Here is a 25,233-nt window from a genome sequence, read left to right on the forward strand (position 1 = left end):
CTCTTACGGCTTACGGCTTACGCCGGGAAGCGGCGGTCCACCCATCTCCACATCACCTCCAGGGTGGCCGCCGCCACCGTCGCGATGCCCACGGCGATCCATGGCATCGTCGTGCCCACCAGCTTCAGCGCGAAGAACTCCTGGAGCGGCGGTACGACGAGGACCAGCAGGAAGCCCGCGCCCATCGCCGCGACCAGGGCGATCCGCCACCAGGTGTAGGGGCGGGCGATGATCGCCAGTACCCACATGGAGATCAGGAACAGGGTGAGCGTCGCCGCGCTCGTCTCCGCCTCCAACGCGCCCTCGCCCGTGTAGTAGTGACGGGCGAGCAGGTACGTGAGGAAGGTCGCCGTGCCCGCCAGTACGCCGCCCGGGATCGAGTAGCGCATGACCCGGCGTACGAAGTGGGGTTTCGCGCGTTCCTTGTTGGGGGCCAGGGCCAGGAAGAAGGCCGGGATGCCGATCGTCAGGGTGGAGAGCAGGGTCAAGTGGCGGGGGAGGAAGGGGTATTCGACCCGCCAGCAGACCACCAGGACGGCCAGGAGGACCGAGTAGACCGTCTTGACCAGGAACAGGGTCGCCACGCGCGTGATGTTGCCGATGACCCGGCGGCCCTCCGCCACCACCGAGGGCAGCGTCGCGAAGCTGTTGTTGAGGAGGACGATCTGGGCCACCGCCCGGGTCGCCTCCGAACCCGAGCCCATGGCCACGCCGATGTCGGCGTCCTTCAGGGCCAGTACGTCGTTCACGCCGTCGCCCGTCATCGCCACCGTGTGTCCGCGTGACTGCAACGCGCCCACCATGTCCCGCTTCTGCTGCGGGGTGACCCGGCCGAAGACCGTGCCCTCGTCGAGGGCCTTCGCCATGTCGTCGATGTCGGTGGGGAGTCGGCGGGCGTCGATCGTCGTTCCCGTCAGGCCCAGTTTGTTTGCCACCGCGCCCACCGACACCGCGTTGTCGCCCGAGATGACCTTCGCTTGGACGTCCTGTTCGGCGAAGTAGCGGAGCGTGTCCGCCGCGTCGGGGCGCAGGCGCTGCTCCAGGACGACCAGGGCGGTGGGGGTGGTGGCGGTGGCGACCTCGGGGTGGTCCAGTTCGCGGGTGGTGCGGGTGAGGAGGAGGACGCGCAGGCCGGCCTGGTTCAGGCGGTCCGTCTCGGCGAGGGCCGGGTCCTGGGCGTCGAGCAGCACGTCCGGGGCGCCCAGCAGCCACGTGCTCGTCTCCCCGTTGCCCTCGCTGAACGCGGCGCCGCTGTACTTGCGGGCCGAGGAGAAGGGGAGCGACTCGGTGCAGCGCCAGTCCTCGCTGTCGGGGTAGGCGTCGATGATGGCCTGGAGGGAGGCGTTCGGGCGGGGGTCGGACTCGCCTAGGGCGCCCAGGACCCGCCGTACGTATGTCTCGTCGCTGCCGTTGAGGGAGCGCAGCTCGGTCACGTCCATGCCGCCCTCGGTCAGGGTGCCCGTCTTGTCCAGGCACACCGTGTCGACGCGCGCGAGGCCCTCGATCGCGGGCAGCTCCTGGACGAGGCACTGCTTCCGGCCGAGGCGGATCACGCCGATCGCGAAGGCGACGGAGGTGAGGAGCACGAGGCCCTCCGGGACCATCGGGACGATGCCGCCGACGGTGCGGGCGATCGAGTCCTTCAAGTCGTTGTCCTTGACGACCAGTTGGGTGATGACCAGGCCTGTCGCGGCCGGGACCATCATCCAGGTCACGTACTTGAGGATCGTGGAGATGCCGGTACGGAGTTCCGAGTGGACGAGGGTGAAACGGGAGGCCTCTTCGGCCAGTTGGGCGGCGTAGGCCTCGCGGCCGACCTTCGTCGCGGTGAAGGCGCCGCCGCCCGCGACGACGAAGCTGCCCGACATGACCGGGTCGCCGGGCTGCTTGACGACGGGGTCGGCCTCGCCGGTGAGCAGCGACTCGTCGATCTCGAGCCCGTCGGCCTCGACGCACTCGCCGTCCACGACGATCTTGTCGCCGGGGCCGATCTCGATGAGGTCGCCGAGGACGATCCCGGAGGTGCTCACCTCGGTGGCGACGCCGTCGCGGCGGACCGTGGGTCTGGCCTCGCCGATCACCGCGAGGGAGTCGAGGGTCTTCTTCGCCCGCCACTCCTGGATGATGCCGATGCCGGTGTTGGCGAGGATGACGTACCCGAACAGGCTGTCCTGGAACGGGGCGACGAACATCATGATCACCCAGAGGACGCCGATGATCGCGTTGAACCGGGTGAAGACGTTGGCGCGGACGATCTCGGAGACGCTGCGGCTGCTGCGTACGGGGACGTCGTTGACCTCGCCGCGGGCGACGTGCTCGGCGACTTCGGCGGCGGTGAGGCCGCGGGCGCGGACCTGCGCGGCGCGGCCGGGCGCGCTGCCCGGCGTCCCGCTGGAAAGGGGTACTGGGTGCACAGGATCGAGTTCGGCGCCGGCGTCGATGTGCGTCATGCGTTCGACGGTACGTGCGGATTTACGGCTTCACCCGCCGAGTGCCCCAAAGATCCGACCAGGGGAGGAGGCGCGGGGTGGGAAATGATGCGGTGGTTGTAGTCGGGGGCGCGTAGGGGAACGTCGGGGGTGGGGCGGGGTGGGCTGGGGGTAGGTGGGTGGGTGCGGGCGGGAGAGGTTCGCCCCCGCCGCCCCTACCCGTCCCATCCCTGGGGCTGCCGCCCCAGACCCCGCTGTCGGCCCTGAACGGGCCTTGTCCTCAAACGCCGGACGGGCTGAGGGGGGCGCTACTACTCCGCCGGCGTCAGGGGTTCCCCGGTCTCGGTTGCCTGCTTGATCGCCGCTTCCCGCTTGCGTACGTACCAGATTCCGATCAGGCCCAGGCCTGTGCCGGCGAGGCAGGTCCACACCCACCAGGCGTGGCCGTGGTCGTCGTACCAGCCGTAGAAGGGGAGCTGGGCCAGGAAGAGGACGAACCAGAGGATCGTGCCGCCCGTGACGGTGGCGACGACGGGGCCCTCCAGGGGCTCCGGCGCCTCGTGCTTCGCTGTCCACTTCTCCATGCACACAGCTTACGAGGCCGCCCGTCCGGCGCTCCGCAGAGGTCACGGCACCCCGTAGAACTTCTCCGTCTCCTCGACCGCGCTCTGGAACCGCTCGTCGAAGTCGTCCCGGACGAGCGTCCGGACCACGTAGTCCTGGACGCTCATTCCCCTTTTCGCCGCATGGTCCCGGAGCCGGTCGAGCAGCTCCCCGTCTATCCGCAGGCTGAGCACGCTGGTCCCCATGGAGACGAGGGTCCGGGCCGGTGCGGGGCCGTGGGTCACTTTTTGCGGTCGGCTCACTCGAACGGGTGATGTGGAGGTTCAGTGGTGCTCGTCACGGGGCATCCTGGCGCGCTGCGGTGGTCTTTAGTCAGGGTAATGAGTTACGCTAAAGAACATGCCTGACCTAACCCATGGCGACGACGCTGCCGCCGTGAACTCACTGCGATCCGCCGTAATGCGTCTGTCGCGCCGACTCAAGCACCAGCGGGTCGACGAGTCGCTGAGCCCCACCGAGATGTCGGTGCTGGGCACCCTCGCCCGCTGCGGCTCGGCCACGCCGGGCGAGCTCGCCCGCAAGGAGCATGTGCAGCCGCCCTCGATGACTCGTATCGTCGCGTTGCTGGAGGGCAAGGGCCTGGTCAGGCTGGAGCCGCATCCCGAGGACCGGCGCCAGAAGGTCGTCACGCAGACCGAGACCGCCGAAGCGATGCTCGAGGAGAGCCGCCGCAGACGGAACGCGTGGTTGGCCGGACTGGTCGAGAACCTAGACGAGGACGAGTGGGCGAAACTGCGCGCAGCCGCCCCCGTACTGGAAAAGATCGCGCATCTGTAAGCGCTGTAAGGCCGCCGAGCGGTGTAAGTCCGTCAAGCGGTGCAAGGCCGTCGTGCCACGCCATTCGCAAGGAGGCGAACCCTTTTGAGTTCGGGACCCGGAGCAGACTCCGCACCCGCACCAGCCACCCACAACCCCCCGCCCGCCCCCACTGAAGGCTCCCGCAGGTCCGCGATGTTCAGCTCCCTGAAGATCCGGAACTACCGCCTCTTCTTCGTCGGCCAGGCCGTCTCCAACACCGGCACCTGGATGCAGCGCATCGCCCAGGACTGGCTGGTCCTCAGCCTCACGGGCTCCTCGACCGCCGTCGGCATCACGACCGCGCTCCAGTTCCTGCCGATGCTGCTCTTCGGCCTGTACGGCGGTGTCCTCGTCGACCGGCTGCCCAAGCGGCCCACGCTGCTCGTCACGCAGACGCTGATGGCCCTCACCGGCCTCGCGCTCGCCGTGCTGACCCTCTCCGGTGACGTCGAGGTCTGGCACGTCTACCTCGCCGCCTTCGCCGTCGGCCTCGCCACGGTCGTCGACAACCCGGCCCGGCAGTCCTTCGTCCCCGACATGGTCGGGCCCGAGCTGCTGCAGAACGCCGTCAGTCTCAACTCCGCGAACTTCCAGTCCGCGCGCCTCGTAGGACCCGCCGTCGCCGGTCTGATGATCACCGGGGTCGGCACGGGCTGGGCCTTCCTCGCCAACGGGCTGTCCTTCGTCGCCCCCATCGCCAGCCTGCTGCTCATGCGCGCCCGCGAACTGCACGCCGTGGAGCGGGCGCCGCGCGCCAAGGGGCAACTGCGCGAGGGTCTGCACTATGTCGCCGGACGGCCCGAGCTGGTCTGGCCGATCGTCCTCGTCGGCTTCATCGGCACCTTCGGCTTCAACTTCCCGGTCGTCCTCTCGGCGTACGCGGACGACGTCTTCCACGCCGGCGCCGGCGCGTACAGCTTCTTCAACACGCTGATCGCGGTCGGTTCCCTGGCCGGCGCCCTGCTGGCCGCCCGGCGCGGTACGGCGAGGCTGCGTGTCCTCGTCGCGGCGGCCGTCGCCTTCGGCGCACTGGAGATCGTGGCCTCGGTGGCCCCGTCCCTGTGGCTGTTCTCGCTGCTGATGATCCCGATCGGGATCGCGGGTCTCACGGTCAACGTCACGGCCAACACCGCCATCCAGATGGCCACCGATCCGGCGATGCGCGGCCGGGTCATGGCCCTGTTCATGATGGTCTTCATGGGCGGTACGCCGCTGGGCGCACCGATAGTCGGCTGGATCACGGACTCGTACGGCCCCCGGGTCGGCCTCGCCTTCGGCGGCATCGTCGCGACGGCCGCCGCCCTGACGGTCGGCCTGGTCCTGACCCGCGTGGGCGGCCTGCGCTTCTCGGTCGTCTGGAACTCCGGACACCCGCGCGTCCTTCTCCTCAAGCAGCAGGAGGAGGAGCGGCGGGAGGCGGTGACTTCGGCGGCCTGAGTACGGTGAAGGCCATGAGTGCCAGTTCCAGTGCCATGAACACCGTCAGACTGTTCGCCGCCGTGCTGCCGCCCGCCGACGTGTCCGAGCAACTCGCCGTCGCCGTGGCCGGGTTGAGGGGCCTGCCGGGCGCGGAGGGGCTGCGCTGGACCGGTGTACCCGGCTGGCACTTCACCCTCGCCTTCTACGGCGAGGTGGACGAGGACGTCGTACCGGAACTGTCGGCGCGGCTGGAGCGGGCCGCGCATCGCACCGAGTCGTTCGCGCTCGCGGTGTGCGGGGGCGGGCAGTTCGGGCACGGACGGGCGCTGTGGGCGGGCGCGGCCGGTGGGCTGAGCGTGCTGCGGCTGCTGGCCGACCGGGCGGAGGCGGCGGGCCGGAAGGCGGGCGTGGACATGGGTGAGCACCGGCACTACAAGCCCCACCTCACGGTGGCGCGCAGCCGCGAGCCTTTCGAGGTGCGGCCGTACGTCGAGGCCCTGGACGCGTTCACCAGCCGCACCTGGACGGTGGACGACCTGGCGCTCGTACGCAGCAATCTGCCGAAGTCCGGAGTGCCGGGGGAGCAGCCCCGGTACGAAGTGGTCGCCCGTTGGCCGCTCGGGCCTGTCCGGCGGGTCAGGTCGGAGAAAACTGACGATGCCGCATGAGCGCCGGTGAGCGGGGGGATGGGGGTCCACCCGCGCGAGCGCAGCCGAGCGTGGAGGAGTCGGCAGCCGACGACAACGCCGCAGATGCGCGTGCCGCACCCCGCGTCTCCGACAGGATCCGCCGGACAGGCCCGAGGTGCGGCCGGTTAGGCTCGGCGGTGTGAATCCGAAAATCCGGAACCGGGTGATGGCCGGTGTGCTCGTGCTGATGTTCGTGGTCGTGGCGGTGGCGGCGGCGGCCGGGAAGTGACCTCGGTGTGAGGTAGGCCCGGAAGGGGCCCCGGTCGCGACCGGGGCCCACCTGCTGCAGCTGCCTGCGGCGACTGCTTACGACGGCTGCCCGGTCACCAGGCGAAGGCCTCCGGTGACGGTCCCGGGCCCGGGAAGATCTCGTCGAGCGAGCCCAGCAGCTCGGCGCTCAGCTCCAGCTCGGACGCCCGTACCGCCGACTCCAACTGCTCGGCCGTACGCGGGCCGACGATCGGGCCGGTCACGCCGGGGCGGGTGAGCAGCCAGGCGAGAGCCGCCTCGCCGGGTTCGATGCCGTGCTTGTCGAGCAGGTCCTCGTACGCCTGGATCTGGGCGCGTGAGGTGGGGTCGGCGAGGGTCTCGGCAGCGCGGCCACTCGCCCGTCGGCCGCCCAGGACCTCCTTCTTGATGACCCCGCCGAGCAGTCCGCCCTGCAACGGCGACCAGGGGATGACGCCGAGCCCGTACTCCTGCGCGGCCGGGATGACCTCCATCTCGGCGCGCCGCTCGACGAGGTTGTAGAGGCACTGCTCGCTGACGAGCCCGATGGTGCCGCCGCGCCGGGCGGCGATCTCGTTGGCCTGGGCGATCTTGTACCCCGGGAAGTTGCTCGAACCCGCGTAGAGGATCTTCCCCTGCTGTACGAGCACGTCGATCGCCTGCCAGATCTCCTCGAAGGGAGTGGAGCGGTCGATGTGGTGGAACTGGTAGACGTCGATGTAGTCGGTCTGGAGGCGCTTCAGCGACGCTTCCACCGAGCGCCGGATGTTCAGCGCGGAGAGCAGGTCGTGGTTCGGCCAGGCCGCGCCCTCGGCGCCCATGTTGCCGTACATCTTGGTGGCGAGGACCACCTTGTCGCGGCGCTCACCGCCCTTGGCGAACCAGTTCCCGATGATCGATTCCGTACGGCCCTTGTTCTCGCCCCAGCCGTAGACGTTTGCCGTGTCGAAGAAGTTGATGCCCGTTTCCAGGGCCGCGTCCATGATCGCGTGACTGTCGGCTTCGTCTGTCTGAGGGCCGAAGTTCATGGTCCCGAGGACGAGTCGGCTGACCTTGAGTCCCGTGCGTCCGAGCTGCGTGTACTTCATGACTCCTCAGCCAACGTCGTGGAGTGCGCTCTAGGCAAGGGCGGGCGGGGCGGGGCTGGGAGGGAGTGGGGGAGGGAGCAGGGTGGCGGCTTCGGGGCTTGACGCTAACTTGTGGTTAGTGCTTACGTATGCACAGCGTTGATCGCTTGATGTTTCAAGATTCTGAGAGAGGGAGCATCGTGACCCCCCACATGCCCGCCCCGCGTACGTCCGCCCGCCGCATCCTCGTCGCCGCGCTCGCCGCCTCCGCCCTGCTGGGCGCCGCGGTCGTGCCCGCCGTCGCCTCGCCGTCGGCCGGTGGGCAGCACCACGCCTTCGGGTACGTCGGTGAGGGCGCCCGGCTCGACTACCAGAAGGACGTTGCCGTACGCGTCCTCAAGGGCGTGTTCGAGCGCGGGGACACCGCGATCGTGGACCGGTTCGTGCGGACCGACTACATCCAGCACAACCCCCTTGCCCCCGATGGCTCCGAGGCGCTGAAGAACCTCGGCACCGGGCTGCACCAGCAGTTCCCCGAGGCCAAGTACGACGTCAAGCGGGTCATCTCCGAGGGCGACCTCGTCCTCGTGCACTCCAACGTCGTGCTGGCGCCGGGGAGTCGGGGCTCGGCCGTCTTCGACATCTTCCGGTTCCAGGGCGGGAAGATCGCCGAGCACTGGGACACCGGGCAGAACGTTCCGGACAGCAGCGCCAACGGCAACGACATGTTCTCGACGGTCAGTTGGCCGCAGACCGGGGAGGCGGGGCCGCGCTGGCTCACCGCCTACAACAAGAAGCTGGTCACCAAGGCGTTCGACCAGCTCATCGTCCGCAAGGACCTCTCCGCGCTCGACAAGTACTGGGGGCCCGAGTACCACCAGCACAACCCCGACATCGCGGACGGGGTCGCCGGTGCGCGGGCCGGGCTCGGGGGGTACTTCCAGGCGTTCCCCGAACTGGCCGTCTCCCGTAAGCGCGTTGTGGCCGAAGGGGATCTGGTCGCCGTCCACAGCCACTACGTCAGCGCGCCCGGTGATCGCGGGCAGGCTGTGGTGGATCTGTTCCGGGTGCGGGGCGGGAAGATCGTGGAGCACTGGGACGTGCTGCAGGATGTCCCGGCTGAATCCGCCAACGACAACACGATGTTCTAACGACAACACGCTGTTCTGAGGCGGGTCGGCGACTGCCGGCTCCCGCTGGGCGACGCCGGGTGCACCTTGCCCGGCGTCGCCCAACAGGGGGTGCTGTTCTCGGAGTTATCCGAGTTATCCGAGTTATCCGAACATCCCGGGCTCGTAGTCGCCGGCGGGCTGCTGGACGATGACGTTCCCCCGGTTGAAGGCGTTGATGACAGAGATCGTGAGCACCAGGGCGACGAGCTGCTCCTCGTCGTAGTACTTGGCGGCGTTCGCCCAGGCCTCGTCCGTGACGCCGCCGGCCGCGTCCGCGATGCGGGTGCCCTGCTCGGTCAGTTCCAGGGCGGCGCGCTCGGCGTCGGTGAACACCTTGGCCTCCCGCCAGGCCGCGACCAGGTGCAGGCGCTGCACGGTCTCCCCCGCCGCGGCGGCATCCTTGGAGTGCATGTCGGTGCAGTAACCGCAGCCGTTGATCTGGCTGGCGCGGAGCTTCACCAGCTCCTGTGTGGCGACCGGCAGCGACGAGTCGGCGACCACCTTGCCGGCCGCGACGAGGTGCTTGGTGAACTTGGCCGCGGTCGGGCTGGCGAAGAGGTTCAAACGGGCCTCCATGGTGTGCTCCTCCGTCTGTCTTTGTGCTGCCTTGTAGGGCGTTACACATGGACGACGGAACGGCTCACCAAGACGTGACATGAGCGAATGTGACGTGGGTCTCACCGGTGCGCCGGGGGCGGCTCGGTTCGGAGCAGGGGGATCGGCGCGCGCAGCCGCAGGGTGCCCGGAAGGTTCAGGCTCCCCTGCCGTTCGGCCAGCACGGCCATCGGTGGGATCGAGGGCGAGTACGGCTTCCTCCACGGCCTCGACGGTGAAGGGTGCCTTGGCGTCGATGGGTAACTTGTCGGTGCATACGGCGCTCACCGTGTAGTCGTCCGGGTCGGCGTCCTCCGAGACCGTGAAGCCGGAATCGAAGGTGCCCTCGTCGTCATCGCCATCGTCGTCATCGTCGTCCTCGACGGATGCCGTGGTGGAGGGAGCTCCGTCGACCATGGAGAGTGCGACCGTGCCTGGTTGACGTTCGGAACCGCCGGATCCCGACGCATTCTTGAGATCCACGTAACAGTCCTCGAAACCCGAGCCCTCAACGGTGATGTACGTCCCCGGCAGCCCCTGCGTCTCGCTGATCTCGGTGGCCGGGCCCGGCGCTGCCATCGCGCCCGGGCCCGAGAACGCGTTCGGGCCCAGTGCGACCGCGGTGCTCAGCAACACCGTTGTCAGCAGTCGGCCGATGATTCGTGCGACGGAGGACATGAGTCACGGAGAAAGGTGGGGAGAGAAAGAGCTGACGGGGCACGAGACGGCCCGGGCGCCGGGCCCGGATCGCCGCCCTTCGCACCTCGCCTCCCATTCTCCTCCGCCTCCCCGGTCTTCGCGCGTCGGCCGGTGCCGGCTCCCGGCGCTGACGCCGTATCAGTACTCCCCGGCCCCGTACCGCTCCCCCAGGTCCCACGCCTCGTACAGGGAGTCCGCGAAGGCTCCCGCGATCTTGTGCTCGCCGCTCGCGTTCGGGTGCGTGCCGTCGTACGTGTCGTGGTTGACGTCGTACGCGGACGGGGTTGAGGTCAGGAGCAGGGGGGAGCGGGGCTCGTCGAGGTCGGCGGCCGTCTTCGCCAGGAGTTCGTTGAAGTGGGCGACCTGGGCGGCGAAGGGCGGGTCCGTGTCCGCGCGGACGTTCGGGATGACCGGGAGCAGGGCCATGGCGATGCGCGGGTTGGACAGCCTCGCCTCGGCGATGAAGGTGCGCGCCTGCTCCGCCGTCTGTTCGGCGTCCGTGTAGAAGCCCAGGTCGATCAGGCCCAGGGAGACCAGGAGGACGTCCGGCTTGTGGGCGCGTACCGCGTCCGCGATCAGCGGGGTCATGTGCTGCCAGCCCTCGCCCCAGCCGGCCAGGTGGGCGCGGGGGAAGTCCGGGTCGGCGTACTCGTACGAGTCGGAGGTGTTCGTCGCCTTGTCGTACAGCGCCTCGCGCGGGCCGACGATCCGGAACGGGCCGCCGTACGTCTCCCGCAGGTGCTGCCACAGCCGGTAGCGCCAGGTGTGTTCGCCGGCGCTGCCGATGGTCATGGAGTCGCCTACGGGCATCAACCTGAGCATCCGCTCATGATGAGGGATGGGGGGAGGGGCGTGGGGCCGGTGTGGTGTGTGAGTCCGGCCACCTGGGGTCAGCCGGGTGTCAGGCAGGAGTCAGTTGCCCGTCAGCCGTCCGCCAGTCTCATGCGCAGAGTCATTCGCAAGTCGTTCGCAAGTCATTCGCCGGGGAACTGCCGACCTGGCAGCACTCCCAAGGTCATGAGCGTCGTAACGATCGCCGGGATGGCACGCTTGGGGGCATGCGCCGATCGCTCGCCCTCCTTGCCGGGGGCCTACTCGTCGGGGCGCTCGCCGCGCCCGCCTCCGCTGCCGATGGTGACCAGGACTTCACCATCAAGGACCCGCGGATCACCGAGTCCAGCGGTCTCGCCGCCTCCCGGCTCCACCCCGGCGTCTACTGGACCCACAACGACAGTGACGACGGGGCCTACCTGTACGCGGTCGACAGCGCGACGGGCCGGACCGTCGCGACCGTCACCATGACCGGCGTCGGCACACCCCGCGACATCGAGGCCATCTCCATCGGGCCCGACAACCAGATCTACGTCGGCGACATCGGCGACAACGATGGCGTGACCTGGGATTACGTATGGATTTACCAGCTCCCCGAGCCGAAGGTGCTCAAGGACCAGACGATCCGTGCCACGCAGTACGTCGTGAAGTACTCGGACGGGTCCCGTGACGCCGAGTCGCTCGTCGTGCATCCGAAGACCGGGCGCGTCTACATCATCGACAAGCAGGAGGACGGCGGGCACCTGTACACGGGCCCGGCCGAGCTCTCCTCCTCCGGCACCAACGTCTTCCGGCCCGCCGCCGCCGTCGACATGTGGGCCACCGACGCCGCCTTCTCGCCCGACGGGCAGCAGTTGGCCGTACGCGGGTACTTCGGGGGCGTCTCCTACGCCTGGAACGGCGGCAAGCTCAAGCGGCAGGGGCAGCTCGACGTGCCCTTGCAGGGGCAGGGCGAGTCGGTCACGTACAGCCGTGACGGGTCCAAGATCATGTACGGCAGCGAGGGCGCCGAGAGCGGGGTCGAGGCGGAGGACGCTCCCTCCGAGGGTGACTCCGACTCGCCCTCCGGCAGCGGGAGTTCGGCATCGGGCAACGAGAACGGCGGGGGCTCGGACGGGAACGTCAGGAACGGCGCCATCGCCGTCGCCGTGCTCTTCGTCGCCTATCTCGGGCTCAAGGGGCTTCGACGCCGGCGGCCGTCCTAGACAACCTGTATCCAGGTAACCCGTCCTGGACAACCCGTATCTAGACGACCCGTATCTCGTAGTGCAGCGTCGGTGTGCCCATCACCTTGTGGGCCAGGGGGACCAGGACGCCGTGCATGACGGGGTACTTGCGCCGCAGCAGCTTCGCCGCGTGCTGGTCCTCCGGGCTGCCGCGGGCGAGCAGCCGGGCGCGGGCGTGGATCTCGGGGCCGGTCGGGGCGCCGCGCGCGGTGGAGGGGGCGATCTCCACCTCCGGGTTGTCGCGCAGGCGCCGGGTCTTCCAGGCGCTGCCGGGCGTACGGAAGTAGGCGTGGTCGCCCTCGACGGCGATGCTCACGGGGGTGCCGACGCCGGTGCCGTCCTTCTTGTGGCTGGTGAGCAGGACGGCCCACTGCTTGACGAAGGGGGCGAGCGCGGGGCTCGGAGTCGGAGTGCTCATGCCTCCATGGAGGCACCGGACGCCCGGTTTGTCACCCCCGGGCGCGTTGTTCGACCCATACCTCCAGGCCGTCCAGGATGCGTTGCAGGCCGAACTCGAAGTGGTCGAAGGTCTGGCTCCACGCGTCCTCGGTGAGGTTGGCGAGGAAGGGGTAGCGGCCGCTGGCCATGATCTCCGTCAGGACCGGGGTGTGGGCCTCCCAGAACTCCGCGTCGGTGAGGCCCGTACGGCGCTCGACCTCGCGCTGGTAGACCTGGGTGCGGGCGGCGCCGATGACGTATCCGTCGACCATGACGACCACCGACACCAGCTCGGGGTCGGGCAGGCCCATCTGTTTGATGCGCGACAGGATCGACTCCATGCCGTCGAGCGCGCTGGGGCCCAGGATCGGGCGGGCCTGGTTGACCTGGAGCAGCCAGGGGTGGCGCCGGTAGAGGGCGAGGGTGGCGTGGGCCATCGCCTCCAGGGTCGCGCGCCAGTGGCCGTCGCCGAGGGTGGCCGGGTTGTGGTCGGGGCGCTGGACGCGGTCGAGCATGAGGTCGAGCAGCTCGCCCTTGCCGGGGACGTAGCGGTACAGCGACATGGTGGCGGTGCCGAGGGCGGTGGCGACGCGGCGCATGGAGACCGCGTCCAGCCCCTCCTCGTCCGCGATCCGGACGGCCGCTTCCACGATCCGGTCGATGGTGAGGCCCGGTTTGGGGCCGCGGCTGGGGCGCCGGCCCGTGTCCCACAGCAGGTGGAGCGTGCGGATGACATCGCCGCTGCCACTGGTCTCCGTGCCACCGCTGCCGTTCTTCATGGGGTCAGCTTAATTCCTCGCGCGAAAACTGAGTACGGCGTACGCTTAATCGAGTACGGTGTACACAGTTGTTGTCGGCAGTTGTTGTCGGCAAGGAGGCCGGCAGCGCGTCCGGCTGGACGTTCGGTGACGGGTGGAGGGGCGATGACCGGCGAATACGCGGTACGGGCCGAGGCGTTGGAGAAGCGTTACGGCGAGAAGCGGGCCCTGGACGGGTTCGACCTGGCCGTGCGGAAGGGAACCGTGCACGGGCTGCTCGGGCCGAACGGCGCCGGCAAGACCACGGCCGTACGGATCCTGTCCACGCTTCTGCGGCTGGACGGCGGTCGGGCGACGGTGGCGGGCCTCGACGTGGTCCGGCACCCGCGCGAGGTGCGGGCGCGGATCGGTTTGACGGGCCAGTATGCCGCCGTGGACGAGGTGTTGACGGGCCGTCAGAACCTGGAGATGTTCGGCCGGCTGTTCCATCTGGGCGGCCGGCGGGCCCGGCAGCGGGCCACCGAGCTGCTGGAGCAGTTCGACCTGACGGACGCGGCGGGCAAGGGGGTCGCCAAGTACAGCGGCGGCATGCGGCGCCGTCTCGACCTCGCCGCCTCCATGATCCTGATCCCGTCCGTGCTCTTCCTCGACGAACCGACGACCGGGCTCGACCCGCGCGGCCGGGGTGAAGTCTGGGACTCCATCCGGGAGTTGGTCGCGGGCGGCACGACGGTCCTGCTCACCACGCAGTACCTGGAGGAGGCCGACAAGCTCGCCTCGCACATCACCGTCATCGACCAGGGGCGGGCCATCGCGGACGACACCCCCGACGGGCTGAAGAGCACGGTCGGCGGCGACCGTATCGAGGTGGTGGTGGCCGAGCGGGCCGACATCCCGCGCGTCGTGAAGGTGGTCGCCCGGGTCGCGGACGGCGAACCCGAGTCCGACGAGGCCGAGTTGAGGGTGCACGCGCCGGTGACCGACCGGGTGTCGGCGCTCACCGAGGTCGCCCGCACCCTCCAGGACGAGGGCGTCCAGGTCGAGGACATCGGGCTGCGCAGGCCGAGCCTCGACGACGTGTTCCTCCGGCTGACGGGACACCGTACGGAGACGGACGAGAAGACTGAGACGACGGAGAAGGGGGTGGCGGCATGAGTGCCGTGGACGCGGTGGACCCGGTCGACACGGTGGATGCGAGCGGCGCGGCGGGCGGGCACGGCCGGACGTTCTGGCTGCTCGCCGACGTCTGGAACGTGGTGCGGCGCGGGCTGACCCACTACCAGCGCCAACCCATCAACATCGCCTGGCAGTTGGGCTTCCCGATCCTGTCCGTGCTGCTGTACGGGTACGTCTTCGGCAGTGCCATGACGGTGCCGGGGGGAGGGGACTACAAGGACTTCCTGATGCCGGGCATGTTCGCGATGACGATGGCGTTCGGCTTCATCAACACGGCGACGCTCGTGGTGTACGACGCCACGAAGGGGGTCATCGACCGCTTCCGCTCGATGCCGATGGCGCCCTCGGCGGTGGTCGCCGGCCGCGGGATCACCGATCTGGCCGCCGCCTGCGCGGAGTTGGGCATCATGATGCTCACCGCGTTCGCGATGGGCTGGCGTCCGGACGGCGGGCTCGACTTCGTGGCCGCCTTCGGGCTGCTGCTGTGGCTGCGGTTCTCGCTGATCTGGATCGGCGTGTGGCTCGGCCTGATCGTGCCCAACCCGGAGGCCGCGGGCGGCCTGTTCGCGGTCGCGTTCCCCCTCACGATGATCTCCAGCATCTTCGTCGCCCCCCAACTCATGCCGGACTGGCTGGGGTTCGTGGCCGCGTGGAACCCGATCTCGTCCACGGCAGCGGCGACCCGCGAACTGTTCGGAACGCCGGTCGGCAGCGGGGACTCGTGGGTGGAGCAGCATGCGCTGCTGATGGCGGGCGTGTGGCCGGCCGTACTGACGCTGATCTTCCTGCCGTTGGCGGTGCGGCGGTTCCAGAAGCTGAGCCGCTGAACGTCGTGCACATCCCAGGGTGCCGCGAGTATTGACGTGGGCATGTTGTGTCAGTTTCCTGGGAGGTGCGCGGTGCGTGGGAGCGCTCCCATTGATTCCGGGGCCGCGCCTCCCGAGAGGAACGTGCGACATGTTCCGCTTCCGCAGCTTGCGAAGGGCGCTGTGCGCTGTTGCCGCAGCACTTCTGTTACCGCTGGGAGCCGGTGCGCAGACCGTCCACGCGGCGGAGGTCCGTGCGGCGGACGCCGGCGCCGGCTACTGGCACACCAGCGGGCGGCAGATCCTGGACGCGGCCGGGCAGCCGGTCCGGATCGCCGGCATCAACTGGTTCGGCTTCGAGACTGCCAACAACGTGGTCCACGGTCTCTGGGCCCGCGACTACAAGAGCATGATCGACCAGATGAAGTCGCTCGGCTACAACACCATCCGGCTGCCGTACAGCGACGACATCTTCAAGTCGTCGGCTGTCCCCAACAGCATCGACTTCAGCAGCGGCAAGAACGCCGACCTGCAGGGCCTGGGCTCGCTCCAGATCATGGACAAGCTGGTCGCGTACGCCGGTCAGGGCGGCCTCAAGGTCATCCTGGACCGGCACCGGCCGGACGCGGGCGGGCAGTCGGCGCTCTGGTACACGTCGGCGGTGCCCGAGTCGACGTGGATCGCCAACCTGAAGTCCCTGGCGGCGCGTTACGCCGGCCAGGACACCGTCGTCGGCATCGACCTGCACAACGAGCCCCACGATCCGGCCTGTTGGGGCTGCGGCGACACGACGAGGGACTGGCGGCTGGCGGCACAGCGGGCGGGTAACGCCGTGCTCTCCGTGAATCCGCAGCTGCTGGTGTTCGTGGAGGGCGTGCAGACGTTCAACGGGGTCTCGGGCTGGTGGGGCGGCAACCTGATGGGCGTCGCGCAGTATCCGGTCCAGCTGGATGTGGCCAACCGGGTGGTCTACTCGGCCCACGACTACGCGACGAGTGTGGCCCAGCAAAGCTGGTTCAGCGATCCGTCGTTCCCCGCGAACATGCCGGGCATCTGGGACAAGTACTGGGGCTACATCTTCAAGCAGAACATCGCGCCGGTGTGGGTGGGGGAGTTCGGTACGACCCTCCAGTCGACCGTGGACCAGCGGTGGCTGGCCGCCCTGGTCGACTATCTGCGGCCGACGGCGACCTACGGCTCGGACTCCTTCCACTGGACCTTCTGGTCCTGGAACCCCAACTCCGGTGACACGGGCGGGATCCTGAAGGACGACTGGCAGACGGTCGACACGGTGAAGGACGGTTACCTGACGAGCGTGAAGGCACCGGGCTTCCCCGGGAGCGGTGGCGGGGGAGGGGGCGGTGGCGGTGGCGGCAGTACGGCGGCTTGCGCTGCCTCCTACGCCGTCAGCAGCGACTGGGGCGGCGGCTTCAACGCCGAGGTGAAGGTGACCAACACGGGGACGGTTCCGCTCAACTCCTGGAAGGTCACCTGGACCTGGAGCGGCTCCCAGACGGTCACGAGCATGTGGAACGCCACGTACACCCAGAGCGGGGCGACGGTCACCGCTGTGAACGCGGCCCACAACGGGAGCGTGGCGGTGGGGAGTTCGGCGAGCCTTGGGCTCGGGGGAGCGCCGGGGGGTGGGGGTGTGCCGAGCGTGAGCTGTACGGCGGCGTGAGACACATGATCCCCGGATAGTGGCTAGGATCTACGGCGGCATCGCGTGTCGGTCACCGGCTGGGTGAGACATGGAGGTGTCGGGACATGCCTTCGGAGGCATTCCTTGTCAGTCGAGTTGAACCACACGATCGTCCACGCCCGGGACAACCGGGAGTCAGCGGAATTCTTCGCGAACCTGCTGGGCCTTGAGATCACCGCCGAGTGGGGCCCGTTCATCGCGGTCGACCTGAGCAACGGCGTCACGCTGGACTTCGCCACGATCCCCGCGGACAGCATCACCCCCCAGCACTACGCCTTCCTGGTCTCCGAGGAGGAGTTCGACGCGGCGTACGCGCAGATCGCGCAGCGCGGCATCGAGCACTACGCCGACCCCCAGCAGAAGCAGCCCGGCGCGATCAACCACAACGACGGTGGTCGCGGCGTGTACTTCATGGACCCGGCGGGCCACGCCATGGAACTCATCACCGTCCCGTACGGCGGCTGGACCTCGTAAGCGCATACGCCGAGGGCCGCACCCCAGCCAGGGGTGCGGCCCTCGGCCGCGGTTTGTGTGGAGACGACGTCCAACGGGACCTATCCCTGAGTGAAGTGGTCGAACTCTCCGGCCTTGGCGCCCGCGAGCATGGCTTCCATCTCGGAGCGGGTGAAGAGGAGGGCGGGGCCGTTGGGGGCCTTGCTGTGTCGGATGGCGATGGCATCTCCGTGAGCGGCGAACTCGACGCAGTTTCCATCGCCCCCTGATGCGGATGACTTCTGCCATGTTGCGTTCAACTCGGAGGCGTCCAGAACTATGTGATGTGACATTTCGGGCTATCCTTGTCGGTAATTTTTGAGGTGACCTTCGATAAGTTCCAGTGATTCGGGACCTCTGAAAGAGTCCGACATCATGAGTCGATTGAAAAGTCTACTGTAGGACCGAACCTCATCCGCCTCCTCCAGGAAGCGATTACTGGTCAGTCCCTCCAGGTAGACGATGTCTGGCTCCCATTTTTCTGGAAACGAGAAAATAACGAACGGGCCGAACAGGGCGGCATGGGATTTCGCCGCCTCCGGCAGTACATGAATATTGACCGTGCCTGGGTAATCCTTGGCCAAGGTCAGTAGGTGTTCGAGTTGAGCGGCCATCACGGCGGGCCCACCGATGGCGTGCCGAAAAACCGATTCGGAGATTACGCCCCAGAAGACCAAAGGATTTGGGCGTCCGAATACTTCTTGCCGCTTGTCCCGGATGGTGAGCCGCTCGCGTCGCTCTTCTTCCGGGATGTCCGGAAGATGTTGGTCGAGTACGGCAGCCGCATAATCATGTGTCTGCAGCAGGCCGGGAATCAGGGTTGTCTCGGCGTTGTATGTGTCCGACGCGTCTGATTCATAACCGATGTAGTCGGCGTACACGGCGCTCACGACTGAGCGGATGTCCGTTTCCCAACCACGTACGTTGCCTCGTCTGCGCAAGTCGACCACGTAGGCGCGTAGCCCCCGGTCTTTCACTTCATAGCGGTCGAGCAGTGCGCGCAGGTCTGCGTCGTTGACGCCCAGACGTCCGGACTCGATGCGGGACAACTTTGACTCGGACCAGCCGAGTTCGCGAGCCACGGAGCTGCCGCTGCCGTGGGTGCCCTCCTCGCGCAGCCCTCGGAGAATGGACCCGAGGCGCACTTGGCGCGCTGTCGGCTGCAACATCCGGCGCGTCGCCACGCGGTGCCCCCTCTTGTCGACCAGCGATAGCAGCGTGCCGGACCCCCTCCCTGGCAAGCAACCTGGCAAGCACTCGTACGAGTTAACTCTCATTGCAAGCATGCGCTTTTCAGCCTTTAAGTGCAATATTGCACTCATGTGCTCCGTGATCGAGTGCTGACCTCCGTCCTGACGCGCCTTCCGAGGGGGATGCCCGCATGCCCGAAGTGATCGCACAACTCAACTACCCCACCACCAAACGGTCCGTAGGACGCGCTCGCGCGGACTGCCGGGATTTCCTCGCCTCCTGCTGTCTCCCTGAGGCTCAGGACTTCGTGGACGACATGGTGCTCATGGTCAGCGAGTTGATGACCAATGCCGTGACCCATGGGCGCGTCCCCGGCACATCTGGTCGACAGGTCCGCATGGCCATCGAGAAGACAGGCGACGTCATCCGCGTCGAGGTGCGGGACACCCAGAACGACAGGCAGCCCCGCCTGTGTGAGGCCGGCCAGGGCACCGGCGGCAGAGGCCTCGTGCTGGTTGACGCCCTGTCGGACGCCTGGGGCGTGAGCCCGGAAGGCATCGGAAAAACCGTGTGGGTTGAGAAGAGGCTCGAACGGTGACGCTGCTTGTCGGTTCGGGGGGTGCGGTCGTGTGCGTCGTTCTGGTCCTGGGCGTTGCCCGCGTTGCACGTCCGCGTCCGCCGCAGCGGGGCAGGTGCAGCGCGCAGGTGCCTGAACTCGACGAGGCCCCACGGCAGCCGGACCCGTACGTGGGACCTCTTCCCAGTCCTGCCAGGGCACGTTGGCGTCGCTGGTGGAGGTGTTCGGAGCGCCAACGAGCAGGGAGTGGACGAGGCTTGCCGCTCCTCGCCTCCGAGTCGTGCTGGGAGCCTACGGCCCGGCCCTCGTTCCACGATGGGGTGGCAGTGCGCAGTGAACAGCTTGAGGACGTAGGTGCCTTGGTGCGGTACTACGTCACCGTGCATACGGCGGAAGAAGGGCGGCGATCACGCGCTCTGCCCACCGAGCGCGAGAGCGAATCCGCCTCGCTCAGAAAGTCGCTGGCTTCCCGTTCCCTCTTGCGGTGAGATTTCTGACGTGACGCTTCACGAGGATGAGATCCCGGTCGACGAGACGCTGGTCCGGTCACTGCTGAAGGCACAGCGCCCGGAGTGGGCTGAGCTGTCGTTGGCGCCCGCAGGCGCGGGCACGGACAACACCATGTATCGGCTGGGTGATGACCTGCTCGTGCGGCTTCCACGAACTGCTGACAAGGGGCAGTCCGTGCGGAAGGAACAGGAGTGGCTTCCTCGCCTGGCGCCCCTCCTTTCCCGTCCGATTCCCGAGCCCGTCCACGCCGGGATGCCCACCGGCGCCTTCCCACTGGTCCTGTCGGTCTACCGTTGGATCGACGGTGACGAAGCCGGCCCGGACACCGTTCGGGACTGGGCCGCGTTCGGGGCCGACCTGGCAGCGGTCGTGCGGGAACTCCACGGCATCGACCTCATGGGAGCGACTCGCGCAGACGGCCTCAGTTGGTACCGCGGAGGCGGCCTGGGGCCGTGCGACCAGTGGATCGCCAGGTGTCTCGACGACTGCCGAACCACCGTGGGTTCTGAGCTCGACGTCGACACTCTGGAACGGCTGTGGCGAGCCGCGCTCGCACTGCCCGAGCCCTCCGGACCTCACGTATGGCTCCACGGCGACCTCAAGCCGACCAACCTCCTGGTCCGGGAGGGCAAGCTCCACGCAGTCATCGACTTCGGAGGACTTTCCGTCGGCTTTCCCGACGCCGAGCACTCCACGCTCTGGGACCTGCCGGCACAAGCGAGACGGGCCTACTGGGACACCTTGAACCTCGACGATGCGACCTGGACCCGCGCCCGTGCCTGGGCGATCGCGGTGGGGGTCAGTGGAATCTCCTATTACTGGCACACCTTCCCCGCCTTCGTCGTCGAGTGCCGAGAACGACTTCGGGCAATCCTCACTGACGCCGCTGCGCGGTGAGTGGCCTCCCGGCCCGAGAGCAAGAGGGGGGCGCCCGGTGTTCGCCGGGCGCCCCCACCGGCGTATGACACGGTTCCGGTCAGGGTGGGCACGGTGGTCATAGAGTGATGCACCATGCGAAGCCTGGCCCTCCTGCCGAAGGCCCATCTCCATCTCCACTTGGAAGGCGCGATGCGTCCCGCCACGCTCGCCGAACTGGCGGGCGAACGGCCTTCGGGCTCAGGCGGCTTCACGTCGTTCGAGGACTTCATGTCCTTGTATCGCGTCGCTGCGCGGCTGGTGCGCGAGGGCCCGCGGGAGAACCTTCTGCGGCTGGTGCGCGAAGTGGTCGAGGACGCCGCAGCAGACGGAGCGGTATGGATCGAGCCGCATGTGAACCCCCTGACCTACGAGGACGATCCGGACGCCGCGCTCGACCTGCTGGACGTGTTGATCGACGAGGGCCGCCGCACCGCTGCCCGGCTGGGCGTCGGCTTCGGCGTCCTGATGTACGCCCGGCGCAACGCGGACCCTTCGGAGGCCGTCGAGACCGCCCATCTCGCGGCCCGGCGGGCAGACAACGGGGTGGTCGCTTTCGGCCTGGCCGGAGACGAGGCCAGCTATCCCCCTGAGCCGTTCGCCGAGGCATTCGCCATCGCCCGCGATGCCGGGCTGGTTTCCGCCCCGCACGCAGGGGAACTCGCCGGTCCGGCCAGCGTGCGCGCCGCCCTCGACGTGCTCGGCGCGCGACGGATCGCCCACGGCGTAAGGGCGGTTGAGGACCCGGCTCTCATCGCGTGCCTGGCTGCGGAAGGCGTGGTCCTCGACGTCTGCCCCACCTCCAACGTCGCCCTCGGCGTCGTGGGATCCCTGTCCGACCACCCCCTCCCGCTTCTGCTGCAAGCCGGCGTCCGGTGCACCCTCAACGCCGACGATCCCCTCCTGTTCGGCCCCGGCCTGCTGGAGGAGTACGAAACAGCCCGCACGGCCTTCGCCCTCACCGACCCCCAACTCGCCGCGATAGCCCGCACCTCGGTCGAATCCTCTGGCGCCCCGCACGCAATAGTGGAAGACGCGGTCACGCTCATCGGCGACTGGCTGGACACCCCCGGCCAGCCCTCGTGAAACATGCGGGCTTGAGTGCTCGAACAGGCTGCTCGTATGGATGATCTTCCGCTGATTCTCCCGTTCTGCCAGTGAGGAAGCCGCACACTCGGCCGCCAGGACTACAGGGCTAACGGCCCGAGGGGGAAATCGAATTGCAGCGTGGAAGTAATCCAGTAAAGCGCTTGTGGCTTTATGTCACCGAGTGCTTTGTTGTCTTTGGGATGCTGACCAGCACTCTGGGGTTGACGGCTCCTTCGGCTTCAGCTGCCACCGGCAACATTCTGCCGCCGTTCGACGTCGGGCAGCGGTGGAATGTCTGCCAGGGCTACGGGGGTAGCGCCTCTCATACAGGGACGGCCAGTTATGCCCTCGACCTCACCGGGGCGGGGTGTGACAATTCCGCTTCGGGCAGAAACGTCCGGGCTCCGATCGGCGGCAGCGTCCACTTTTACCAGGCTTCGACAGGGACCTTGTGCATCAACGCCGGTAACGGCAAGAGCGTGGCTCTCACTCACATCAACAGCTCCATCGCCGGTGGAAGAAGCGTGAGTGCTGGTCAACTGGTGGGCACGGTCGCCGCACCGGGGCAGCGCGCCAACCGCGGGGTAGCGCACATCCACCTCCAGATGTGGTCGTCTCACGGTTGCTGGAATTCCGGTAACGGGAGCGTCCCTTTCGACAGCGGTCACGGGGCGCGAATCTGTGGGGCACCTGATCTGACCGCGAATGGGCCGAGCACCGGTAACGGTGCGTGGAGCGGAACCTCCTTCACGGGCCAGAGCTGTGGGCCGACCAAGGTCGGCCTGATGGCACTGCTGAAGAAGAACGGCGACCTGAACGTCCAGAAGACCAACGGCGCTTGGACGACGCTCATGCACAACGTCACCAAATTCCAGGTCAACCAGGACAAGATCTTTGCGCAGAAGGGCGGTGCCCTCTGGCGGAAGACGGGAGTCACCGGTGCCTGGACGCGAATCCGCGGGAGCGGCGTCAAGTCGTTCAGTGTGGAGGGCGACCGGGTTGCCGTCATCCTGACCGACGGCACACTGCACTACAAGAGCGGCAACAGTTGGCCGCTGATGCTGCGGAACGTCACCGCTGTCGACCTGGACGGCGACAAGTTCGTCGCCAGGCAGACCGACGGCACGCTCCGCATCAAGACAGGCACCACCGGAAGCTGGCGAATGCTGCGGAGTGATGTCCGGACGTTCGACATCGAGGACGGTGTCGTCGCTGTCGTTCAGAACGACGGGACGCTGCGGTACAAGAACGGCGGCAACTGGCCGGTGCTGTTCAGGAACGCCAAGACCGTCGTCCTCGACGACGGCCGCTTCGGCGCCATCCTGACCGACGGAACCCTCCGTATCAAGATCGGCCCTGGTGGAAGGGCTGCGAAGTGGGCAGACGGAGCCCTCGGGTTCGACTTCAGGGTGAGCCGAGTCGGCATCATCAAGGGCGCCGACAACAGGCTCTGCCTGAAGAAGAGCCCTACGGGCACCTGCGGCCTGATCACCACCGGTGTGAAGGCGGTCCAGGTGCTGTAGTAGGGCCCACATGACGGTGGAAGCGAGAGGGCGCCCGGTCTTCACCGGGCGCCCTCATCTGCGTACGTGCTCAGGTACGTGCAGTACGGGAAGTGACTACAGCTTCTCGATCACGTAGTCGATGCACTTAGTGAGCGCCTCGACGTCCGTCGGGTCGATCGCCGGGAACATCGCGACGCGGAGCTGGTTGCGGCCGAGCTTGCGGTAGGGCTCGGTGTCGACGATGCCGTTGGCGCGCAGGACCTTGGCGACGGCGGCGGCGTCGACGTCGTCCGTGAAGTCGATCGTGCCGATGACCTGCGAGCGCTTGGCGGGGTCCGTCACGAACGGGTTCGCGTACTTGACGTCCTCGGCCCAGCCGTACAGCGTCCGGGCGGAGGTGGCGGTGCGGCGGACCGCCCAGTCCAGGCCGCCCTGGCCGTTGATCCACTCCAGCTGCTCGTTGAGGAGGAAGAGGGTGGCGAGGGCCGGGGTGTTGTACGTCTGGTTCTTGCGCGAGTTGTCGATCGCCGTGGGGAGGCTGAAGAACTCCGGTACGTGGCGTCCGCTCGCGTGGATGCGCTCGGCGCGCTCGATCGCCGCCGGGGAGAACGCGGCGAGCCAGAGGCCGCCGTCCGCCGCGAAGGACTTCTGCGGGGCGAAGTAGTAGACGTCGGTCTCGGCGACGTCGACGGGCAGACCGCCGGCGCCCGACGTGGCGTCCACGAGGACGAGCGAGCCCTCGTCGGCGCCCGGTACGCGCTTGATGGGAGCGGCGACACCGGTGGACGTCTCGTTGTGGGTGAAGGCGTACGCGTCGACGCCCGCCTCGGCCTGCGGGTCCGGGTGGGTGCCCGGGTCCGAGGAGATGACGGTCGGGTCGGCGAGCCAGGGGGCGAGCTTGGCGGCCTTCGCGAACTTCGAGCTGAACTCACCGAAGGTGAGGTGCTGCGACTTGTTCTCGATCAGGCCGTGCGTCGCGACGTCCCAGAACGCGGTCGAGCCGCCGTTGCCGAGGACGACCTCGTAGCCGTCGGGGAGCGAGAACAGCTCGGAGATGCCCTCGCGCACCTTGCCGACCAGGTTCTTGACCGGGGCCTGGCGGTGGGAGGTCCCGAGGAGGGAACTACCGGTGGCGGCCAGGGCGTCCAGCGCCTCCGTCCGCACCTTGGAGGGGCCCGCGCCGAAACGTCCGTCGGCGGGCTTGATGTCAGCGGGGATCTGGATGTCAGCCACGGGCGCGAGCCTATCGGCTCCGCGAAACGTGGGCGAAACGTCGTCCGTCGGGTGAGACGCGCTCCGCGGGTTCGGCGGGGGATCGGGGGGCGCCGCCGCCCTGCCCGGGGGCTGCGCCCCCGTACCCCCTACGGCCCGGAACGGGCCTGTCCTCACACGCCGGACGGGCTGAGGTGCGGCGGCCCTTTTTCGTCTATCCCCAGATGTGCGCGTACATCGCTTCGTACCGCGTGTACATCAGACCCAGCTCTCGCGGCTTGTTCCGCAACTCCAGGAACTCGAGTACGAGCGAAAACAGGTGTTCCACAGCCTGTTGCTGTTGCTCCGGGGTCAGTTCGCCAGGGTCCTTCCAGTTCTGGAAGGACACATCGGGGAACTGGTCCAGGAGAACGAGTTTGTGCCAGTAGAAGCTGTTGCACTCGCCCCGGCGGACGACCAGCCACTCGGTGAAGCCGCGCAGCAACCCGCCCGACCTGCCGACATCGATCCCCGTGAGGAACATGACCGTCGAGTGGTAGGTGCCGTTCAGACCGTAGCCCTCAGGATGTGCGCCGATCTTCTCGATGAGCTGCTTGTCGTTCACTCTTACCCTAACTGGAATGGCCCCCGGTGAAATCTGTTCACCGGGGGCCATTCCGTATCGGAGGTGTTCCGATCTCATTCTTTTCCAGAGTCGCTGACCCCGGCGTGGAGGGAATGATATTGCGAATACATGTGAGCCAACGCCATCACGTCATCCCGTACCGCTAGAAACTCGACCAGGAGAGAGAGGAGCAGGTCTACGGCTTTTTGCTCCTGCCAAGAGTCCAATTTGTCCAGTTTGTTCCAGCCCCACGACTCGACGTCTGGTAGCGCCTCGTCAAGGACGAGGGCCTGCCAACCGAAGCTGGAGCATTCGCCCTTGCGTACGACCAGCCACTCCGTGAATCCGCGTAGTAGCCCACCCGAGCGGGCCTCATCGAATCCGACGAGGAACATGAACGTACCTTTGTATGAACCGCTGAGGCCGTAGAGCCCCGGCCTGGATCTGACCCCTTCGAAGAACTTCCTGTCGTTCACAGGTGT

General features: G+C 67.9%; 26 protein-coding genes. 13 read left to right on the forward strand and 13 right to left on the reverse strand.

The features are described from left to right. Positions 1–17 precede the first annotated feature (17 nt). From ACH4TV_RS37650 to ACH4TV_RS37660, 3 genes are all read right to left on the reverse strand, one after another. Positions 18–2,450 carry a cation-translocating P-type ATPase gene (locus ACH4TV_RS37650; protein WP_398405799.1) on the reverse strand — a complete coding sequence of 811 codons (2,433 nt, stop codon included), beginning with the start codon at positions 2,448–2,450 and terminating at the stop codon, positions 18–20. Positions 2,451–2,740: 290 nt separating this feature from the next. Further along, positions 2,741–3,013, reverse strand: coding sequence for a DUF2530 domain-containing protein (locus ACH4TV_RS37655; protein WP_398405800.1), 273 nt, complete (start codon positions 3,011–3,013; stop codon positions 2,741–2,743). A 42-nt stretch (positions 3,014–3,055) separates the two neighbouring features. After that, positions 3,056–3,238: a ribbon-helix-helix protein, CopG family gene (locus ACH4TV_RS37660; RefSeq protein ID WP_398405801.1), complete on the reverse strand. Its 183-nt coding sequence runs from the start codon at positions 3,236–3,238 to the stop codon at positions 3,056–3,058. 154 nt (positions 3,239–3,392) lie between these two features. Between ACH4TV_RS37660 and ACH4TV_RS37665 the strand changes: the two genes are divergently transcribed. From ACH4TV_RS37665 to thpR, 3 genes are all read left to right on the forward strand, one after another. Continuing rightward, complete coding sequence (locus ACH4TV_RS37665; RefSeq protein ID WP_398405802.1) at positions 3,393–3,830, forward strand: MarR family winged helix-turn-helix transcriptional regulator; 438 nt, start codon at positions 3,393–3,395, stop codon at positions 3,828–3,830. An 84-nt stretch (positions 3,831–3,914) separates the two neighbouring features. Beyond that, a complete protein-coding gene (locus ACH4TV_RS37670) occupies positions 3,915–5,288 on the forward strand; it encodes an MFS transporter (protein ID WP_398405803.1) in 1,374 nt (457 codons plus the stop codon). Between the two features lie 14 nt (positions 5,289–5,302). After that, positions 5,303–5,938: an RNA 2',3'-cyclic phosphodiesterase gene (gene thpR / locus ACH4TV_RS37675; RefSeq protein WP_398405804.1), complete on the forward strand. Its 636-nt coding sequence runs from the start codon at positions 5,303–5,305 to the stop codon at positions 5,936–5,938. Between the two features lie 344 nt (positions 5,939–6,282). On the opposite strand, the gene ACH4TV_RS37680 is transcribed toward thpR, so the two are convergent. Beyond that, positions 6,283–7,275, reverse strand: coding sequence for an aldo/keto reductase (locus ACH4TV_RS37680; protein ID WP_398405805.1), 993 nt, complete (start codon positions 7,273–7,275; stop codon positions 6,283–6,285). A gap of 179 nt (positions 7,276–7,454) precedes the next feature. On the opposite strand from ACH4TV_RS37680, the gene ACH4TV_RS37685 reads away from it, so the two are divergent. Then, a complete protein-coding gene (locus ACH4TV_RS37685; RefSeq protein ID WP_398405806.1) occupies positions 7,455–8,405 on the forward strand; it encodes an ester cyclase in 951 nt (316 codons plus the stop codon). A 123-nt stretch (positions 8,406–8,528) separates the two neighbouring features. On the opposite strand, the gene ACH4TV_RS37690 is transcribed toward ACH4TV_RS37685, so the two are convergent. Both ACH4TV_RS37690 and ACH4TV_RS37695 read right to left on the reverse strand, forming a co-directional pair. Continuing rightward, positions 8,529–9,002 carry a carboxymuconolactone decarboxylase family protein gene (locus ACH4TV_RS37690; protein ID WP_398405845.1) on the reverse strand — a complete coding sequence of 158 codons (474 nt, stop codon included), beginning with the start codon at positions 9,000–9,002 and terminating at the stop codon, positions 8,529–8,531. 855 nt (positions 9,003–9,857) lie between these two features. Beyond that, entirely contained in the window at positions 9,858–10,541 is a 684-nt protein-coding gene (locus ACH4TV_RS37695; protein WP_398405807.1) for a GDSL-type esterase/lipase family protein, read from the reverse strand. Between the two features lie 236 nt (positions 10,542–10,777). Between ACH4TV_RS37695 and ACH4TV_RS37700 the strand changes: the two genes are divergently transcribed. Next, positions 10,778–11,755: a WD40 repeat domain-containing protein gene (locus ACH4TV_RS37700; RefSeq protein ID WP_398405808.1), complete on the forward strand. Its 978-nt coding sequence runs from the start codon at positions 10,778–10,780 to the stop codon at positions 11,753–11,755. A gap of 40 nt (positions 11,756–11,795) precedes the next feature. Here the strand turns inward: ACH4TV_RS37700 and ACH4TV_RS37705 are convergent, their stop codons facing one another. Continuing rightward, positions 11,796–12,194, reverse strand: a complete 399-nt coding sequence (locus ACH4TV_RS37705; RefSeq protein ID WP_398405809.1) for a PPOX class F420-dependent oxidoreductase — start codon at positions 12,192–12,194, stop codon at positions 11,796–11,798. A 31-nt stretch (positions 12,195–12,225) separates the two neighbouring features. Continuing rightward, positions 12,226–12,993 (reverse strand): TetR/AcrR family transcriptional regulator, encoded by a 768-nt coding sequence (locus ACH4TV_RS37710; RefSeq protein ID WP_398405810.1) that lies wholly within the window; start codon positions 12,991–12,993, stop codon positions 12,226–12,228. A gap of 144 nt (positions 12,994–13,137) precedes the next feature. Here ACH4TV_RS37710 and ACH4TV_RS37715 point away from each other — a divergent pair, with 144 nt between their 5' ends. The 4 genes from ACH4TV_RS37715 to ACH4TV_RS37730 all read left to right on the forward strand — a co-directional run bounded on the left by ACH4TV_RS37715 (position 13,138) and on the right by ACH4TV_RS37730 (position 17,130). Further along, the gene (locus ACH4TV_RS37715) at positions 13,138–14,127 is read left to right on the forward strand and encodes an ATP-binding cassette domain-containing protein (protein WP_398405811.1); all 990 of its coding nucleotides are present in this window, start codon (positions 13,138–13,140) and stop codon (positions 14,125–14,127) included. Next, on the forward strand, positions 14,124–14,975 hold the full coding sequence (locus ACH4TV_RS37720; protein ID WP_398405812.1) for an ABC transporter permease: 852 nt from the start codon (positions 14,124–14,126) through the stop codon (positions 14,973–14,975). Before ACH4TV_RS37715 ends, ACH4TV_RS37720 begins: the two co-directional genes overlap by 4 nt. Before the next feature lie 130 nt (positions 14,976–15,105). Further along, a complete protein-coding gene (locus ACH4TV_RS37725) occupies positions 15,106–16,635 on the forward strand; it encodes a cellulase family glycosylhydrolase (protein WP_398405813.1) in 1,530 nt (509 codons plus the stop codon). Between the two features lie 105 nt (positions 16,636–16,740). Beyond that, the gene (locus tag ACH4TV_RS37730) at positions 16,741–17,130 is read left to right on the forward strand and encodes a VOC family protein (RefSeq protein ID WP_398405815.1); all 390 of its coding nucleotides are present in this window, start codon (positions 16,741–16,743) and stop codon (positions 17,128–17,130) included. Positions 17,131–17,210: 80 nt separating this feature from the next. Here the strand turns inward: ACH4TV_RS37730 and ACH4TV_RS37735 are convergent, their stop codons facing one another. Both ACH4TV_RS37735 and ACH4TV_RS37740 read right to left on the reverse strand, forming a co-directional pair. Then, the gene (locus tag ACH4TV_RS37735) at positions 17,211–17,441 is read right to left on the reverse strand and encodes a DUF397 domain-containing protein (RefSeq protein WP_398405817.1); all 231 of its coding nucleotides are present in this window, start codon (positions 17,439–17,441) and stop codon (positions 17,211–17,213) included. Between the two features lie 6 nt (positions 17,442–17,447). After that, entirely contained in the window at positions 17,448–18,332 is an 885-nt protein-coding gene (locus tag ACH4TV_RS37740; RefSeq protein WP_398405819.1) for a helix-turn-helix domain-containing protein, read from the reverse strand. Between the two features lie 197 nt (positions 18,333–18,529). Between ACH4TV_RS37740 and ACH4TV_RS37745 the strand changes: the two genes are divergently transcribed. The 4 genes from ACH4TV_RS37745 (at position 18,530) to ACH4TV_RS37760 (ending at position 22,953) form a co-directional block, all read left to right on the forward strand. Beyond that, positions 18,530–18,937 (forward strand): ATP-binding protein, encoded by a 408-nt coding sequence (locus ACH4TV_RS37745; RefSeq protein ID WP_398405820.1) that lies wholly within the window; start codon positions 18,530–18,532, stop codon positions 18,935–18,937. A 477-nt stretch (positions 18,938–19,414) separates the two neighbouring features. Next, positions 19,415–20,323 (forward strand): aminoglycoside phosphotransferase family protein, encoded by a 909-nt coding sequence (locus ACH4TV_RS37750; RefSeq protein ID WP_398405822.1) that lies wholly within the window; start codon positions 19,415–19,417, stop codon positions 20,321–20,323. A 114-nt stretch (positions 20,324–20,437) separates the two neighbouring features. Next, positions 20,438–21,427: an adenosine deaminase gene (gene add, locus ACH4TV_RS37755; protein WP_398405823.1), complete on the forward strand. Its 990-nt coding sequence runs from the start codon at positions 20,438–20,440 to the stop codon at positions 21,425–21,427. 788 nt (positions 21,428–22,215) lie between these two features. Further along, a complete protein-coding gene (locus ACH4TV_RS37760; protein WP_398405824.1) occupies positions 22,216–22,953 on the forward strand; it encodes a hypothetical protein in 738 nt (245 codons plus the stop codon). A gap of 96 nt (positions 22,954–23,049) precedes the next feature. Here ACH4TV_RS37760 and serC read toward each other — a convergent pair whose 3' ends face one another. From serC to ACH4TV_RS37775, 3 genes are all read right to left on the reverse strand, one after another. Continuing rightward, the gene (serC, locus tag ACH4TV_RS37765; RefSeq protein WP_398405825.1) at positions 23,050–24,168 is read right to left on the reverse strand and encodes a phosphoserine transaminase; all 1,119 of its coding nucleotides are present in this window, start codon (positions 24,166–24,168) and stop codon (positions 23,050–23,052) included. 193 nt (positions 24,169–24,361) lie between these two features. After that, positions 24,362–24,751, reverse strand: a complete 390-nt coding sequence (locus ACH4TV_RS37770) for a hypothetical protein (protein WP_398405826.1) — start codon at positions 24,749–24,751, stop codon at positions 24,362–24,364. Between the two features lie 74 nt (positions 24,752–24,825). Next, positions 24,826–25,227: a hypothetical protein gene (locus ACH4TV_RS37775; RefSeq protein ID WP_398405827.1), complete on the reverse strand. Its 402-nt coding sequence runs from the start codon at positions 25,225–25,227 to the stop codon at positions 24,826–24,828. Between the last annotated feature and the right edge of the window lie 6 nt (positions 25,228–25,233).

The organism is Streptomyces sp. NPDC020898 (assembly GCF_044333925.1).
In the GTDB taxonomy this organism is placed as follows: domain Bacteria; phylum Actinomycetota; class Actinomycetes; order Streptomycetales; family Streptomycetaceae; genus Streptomyces.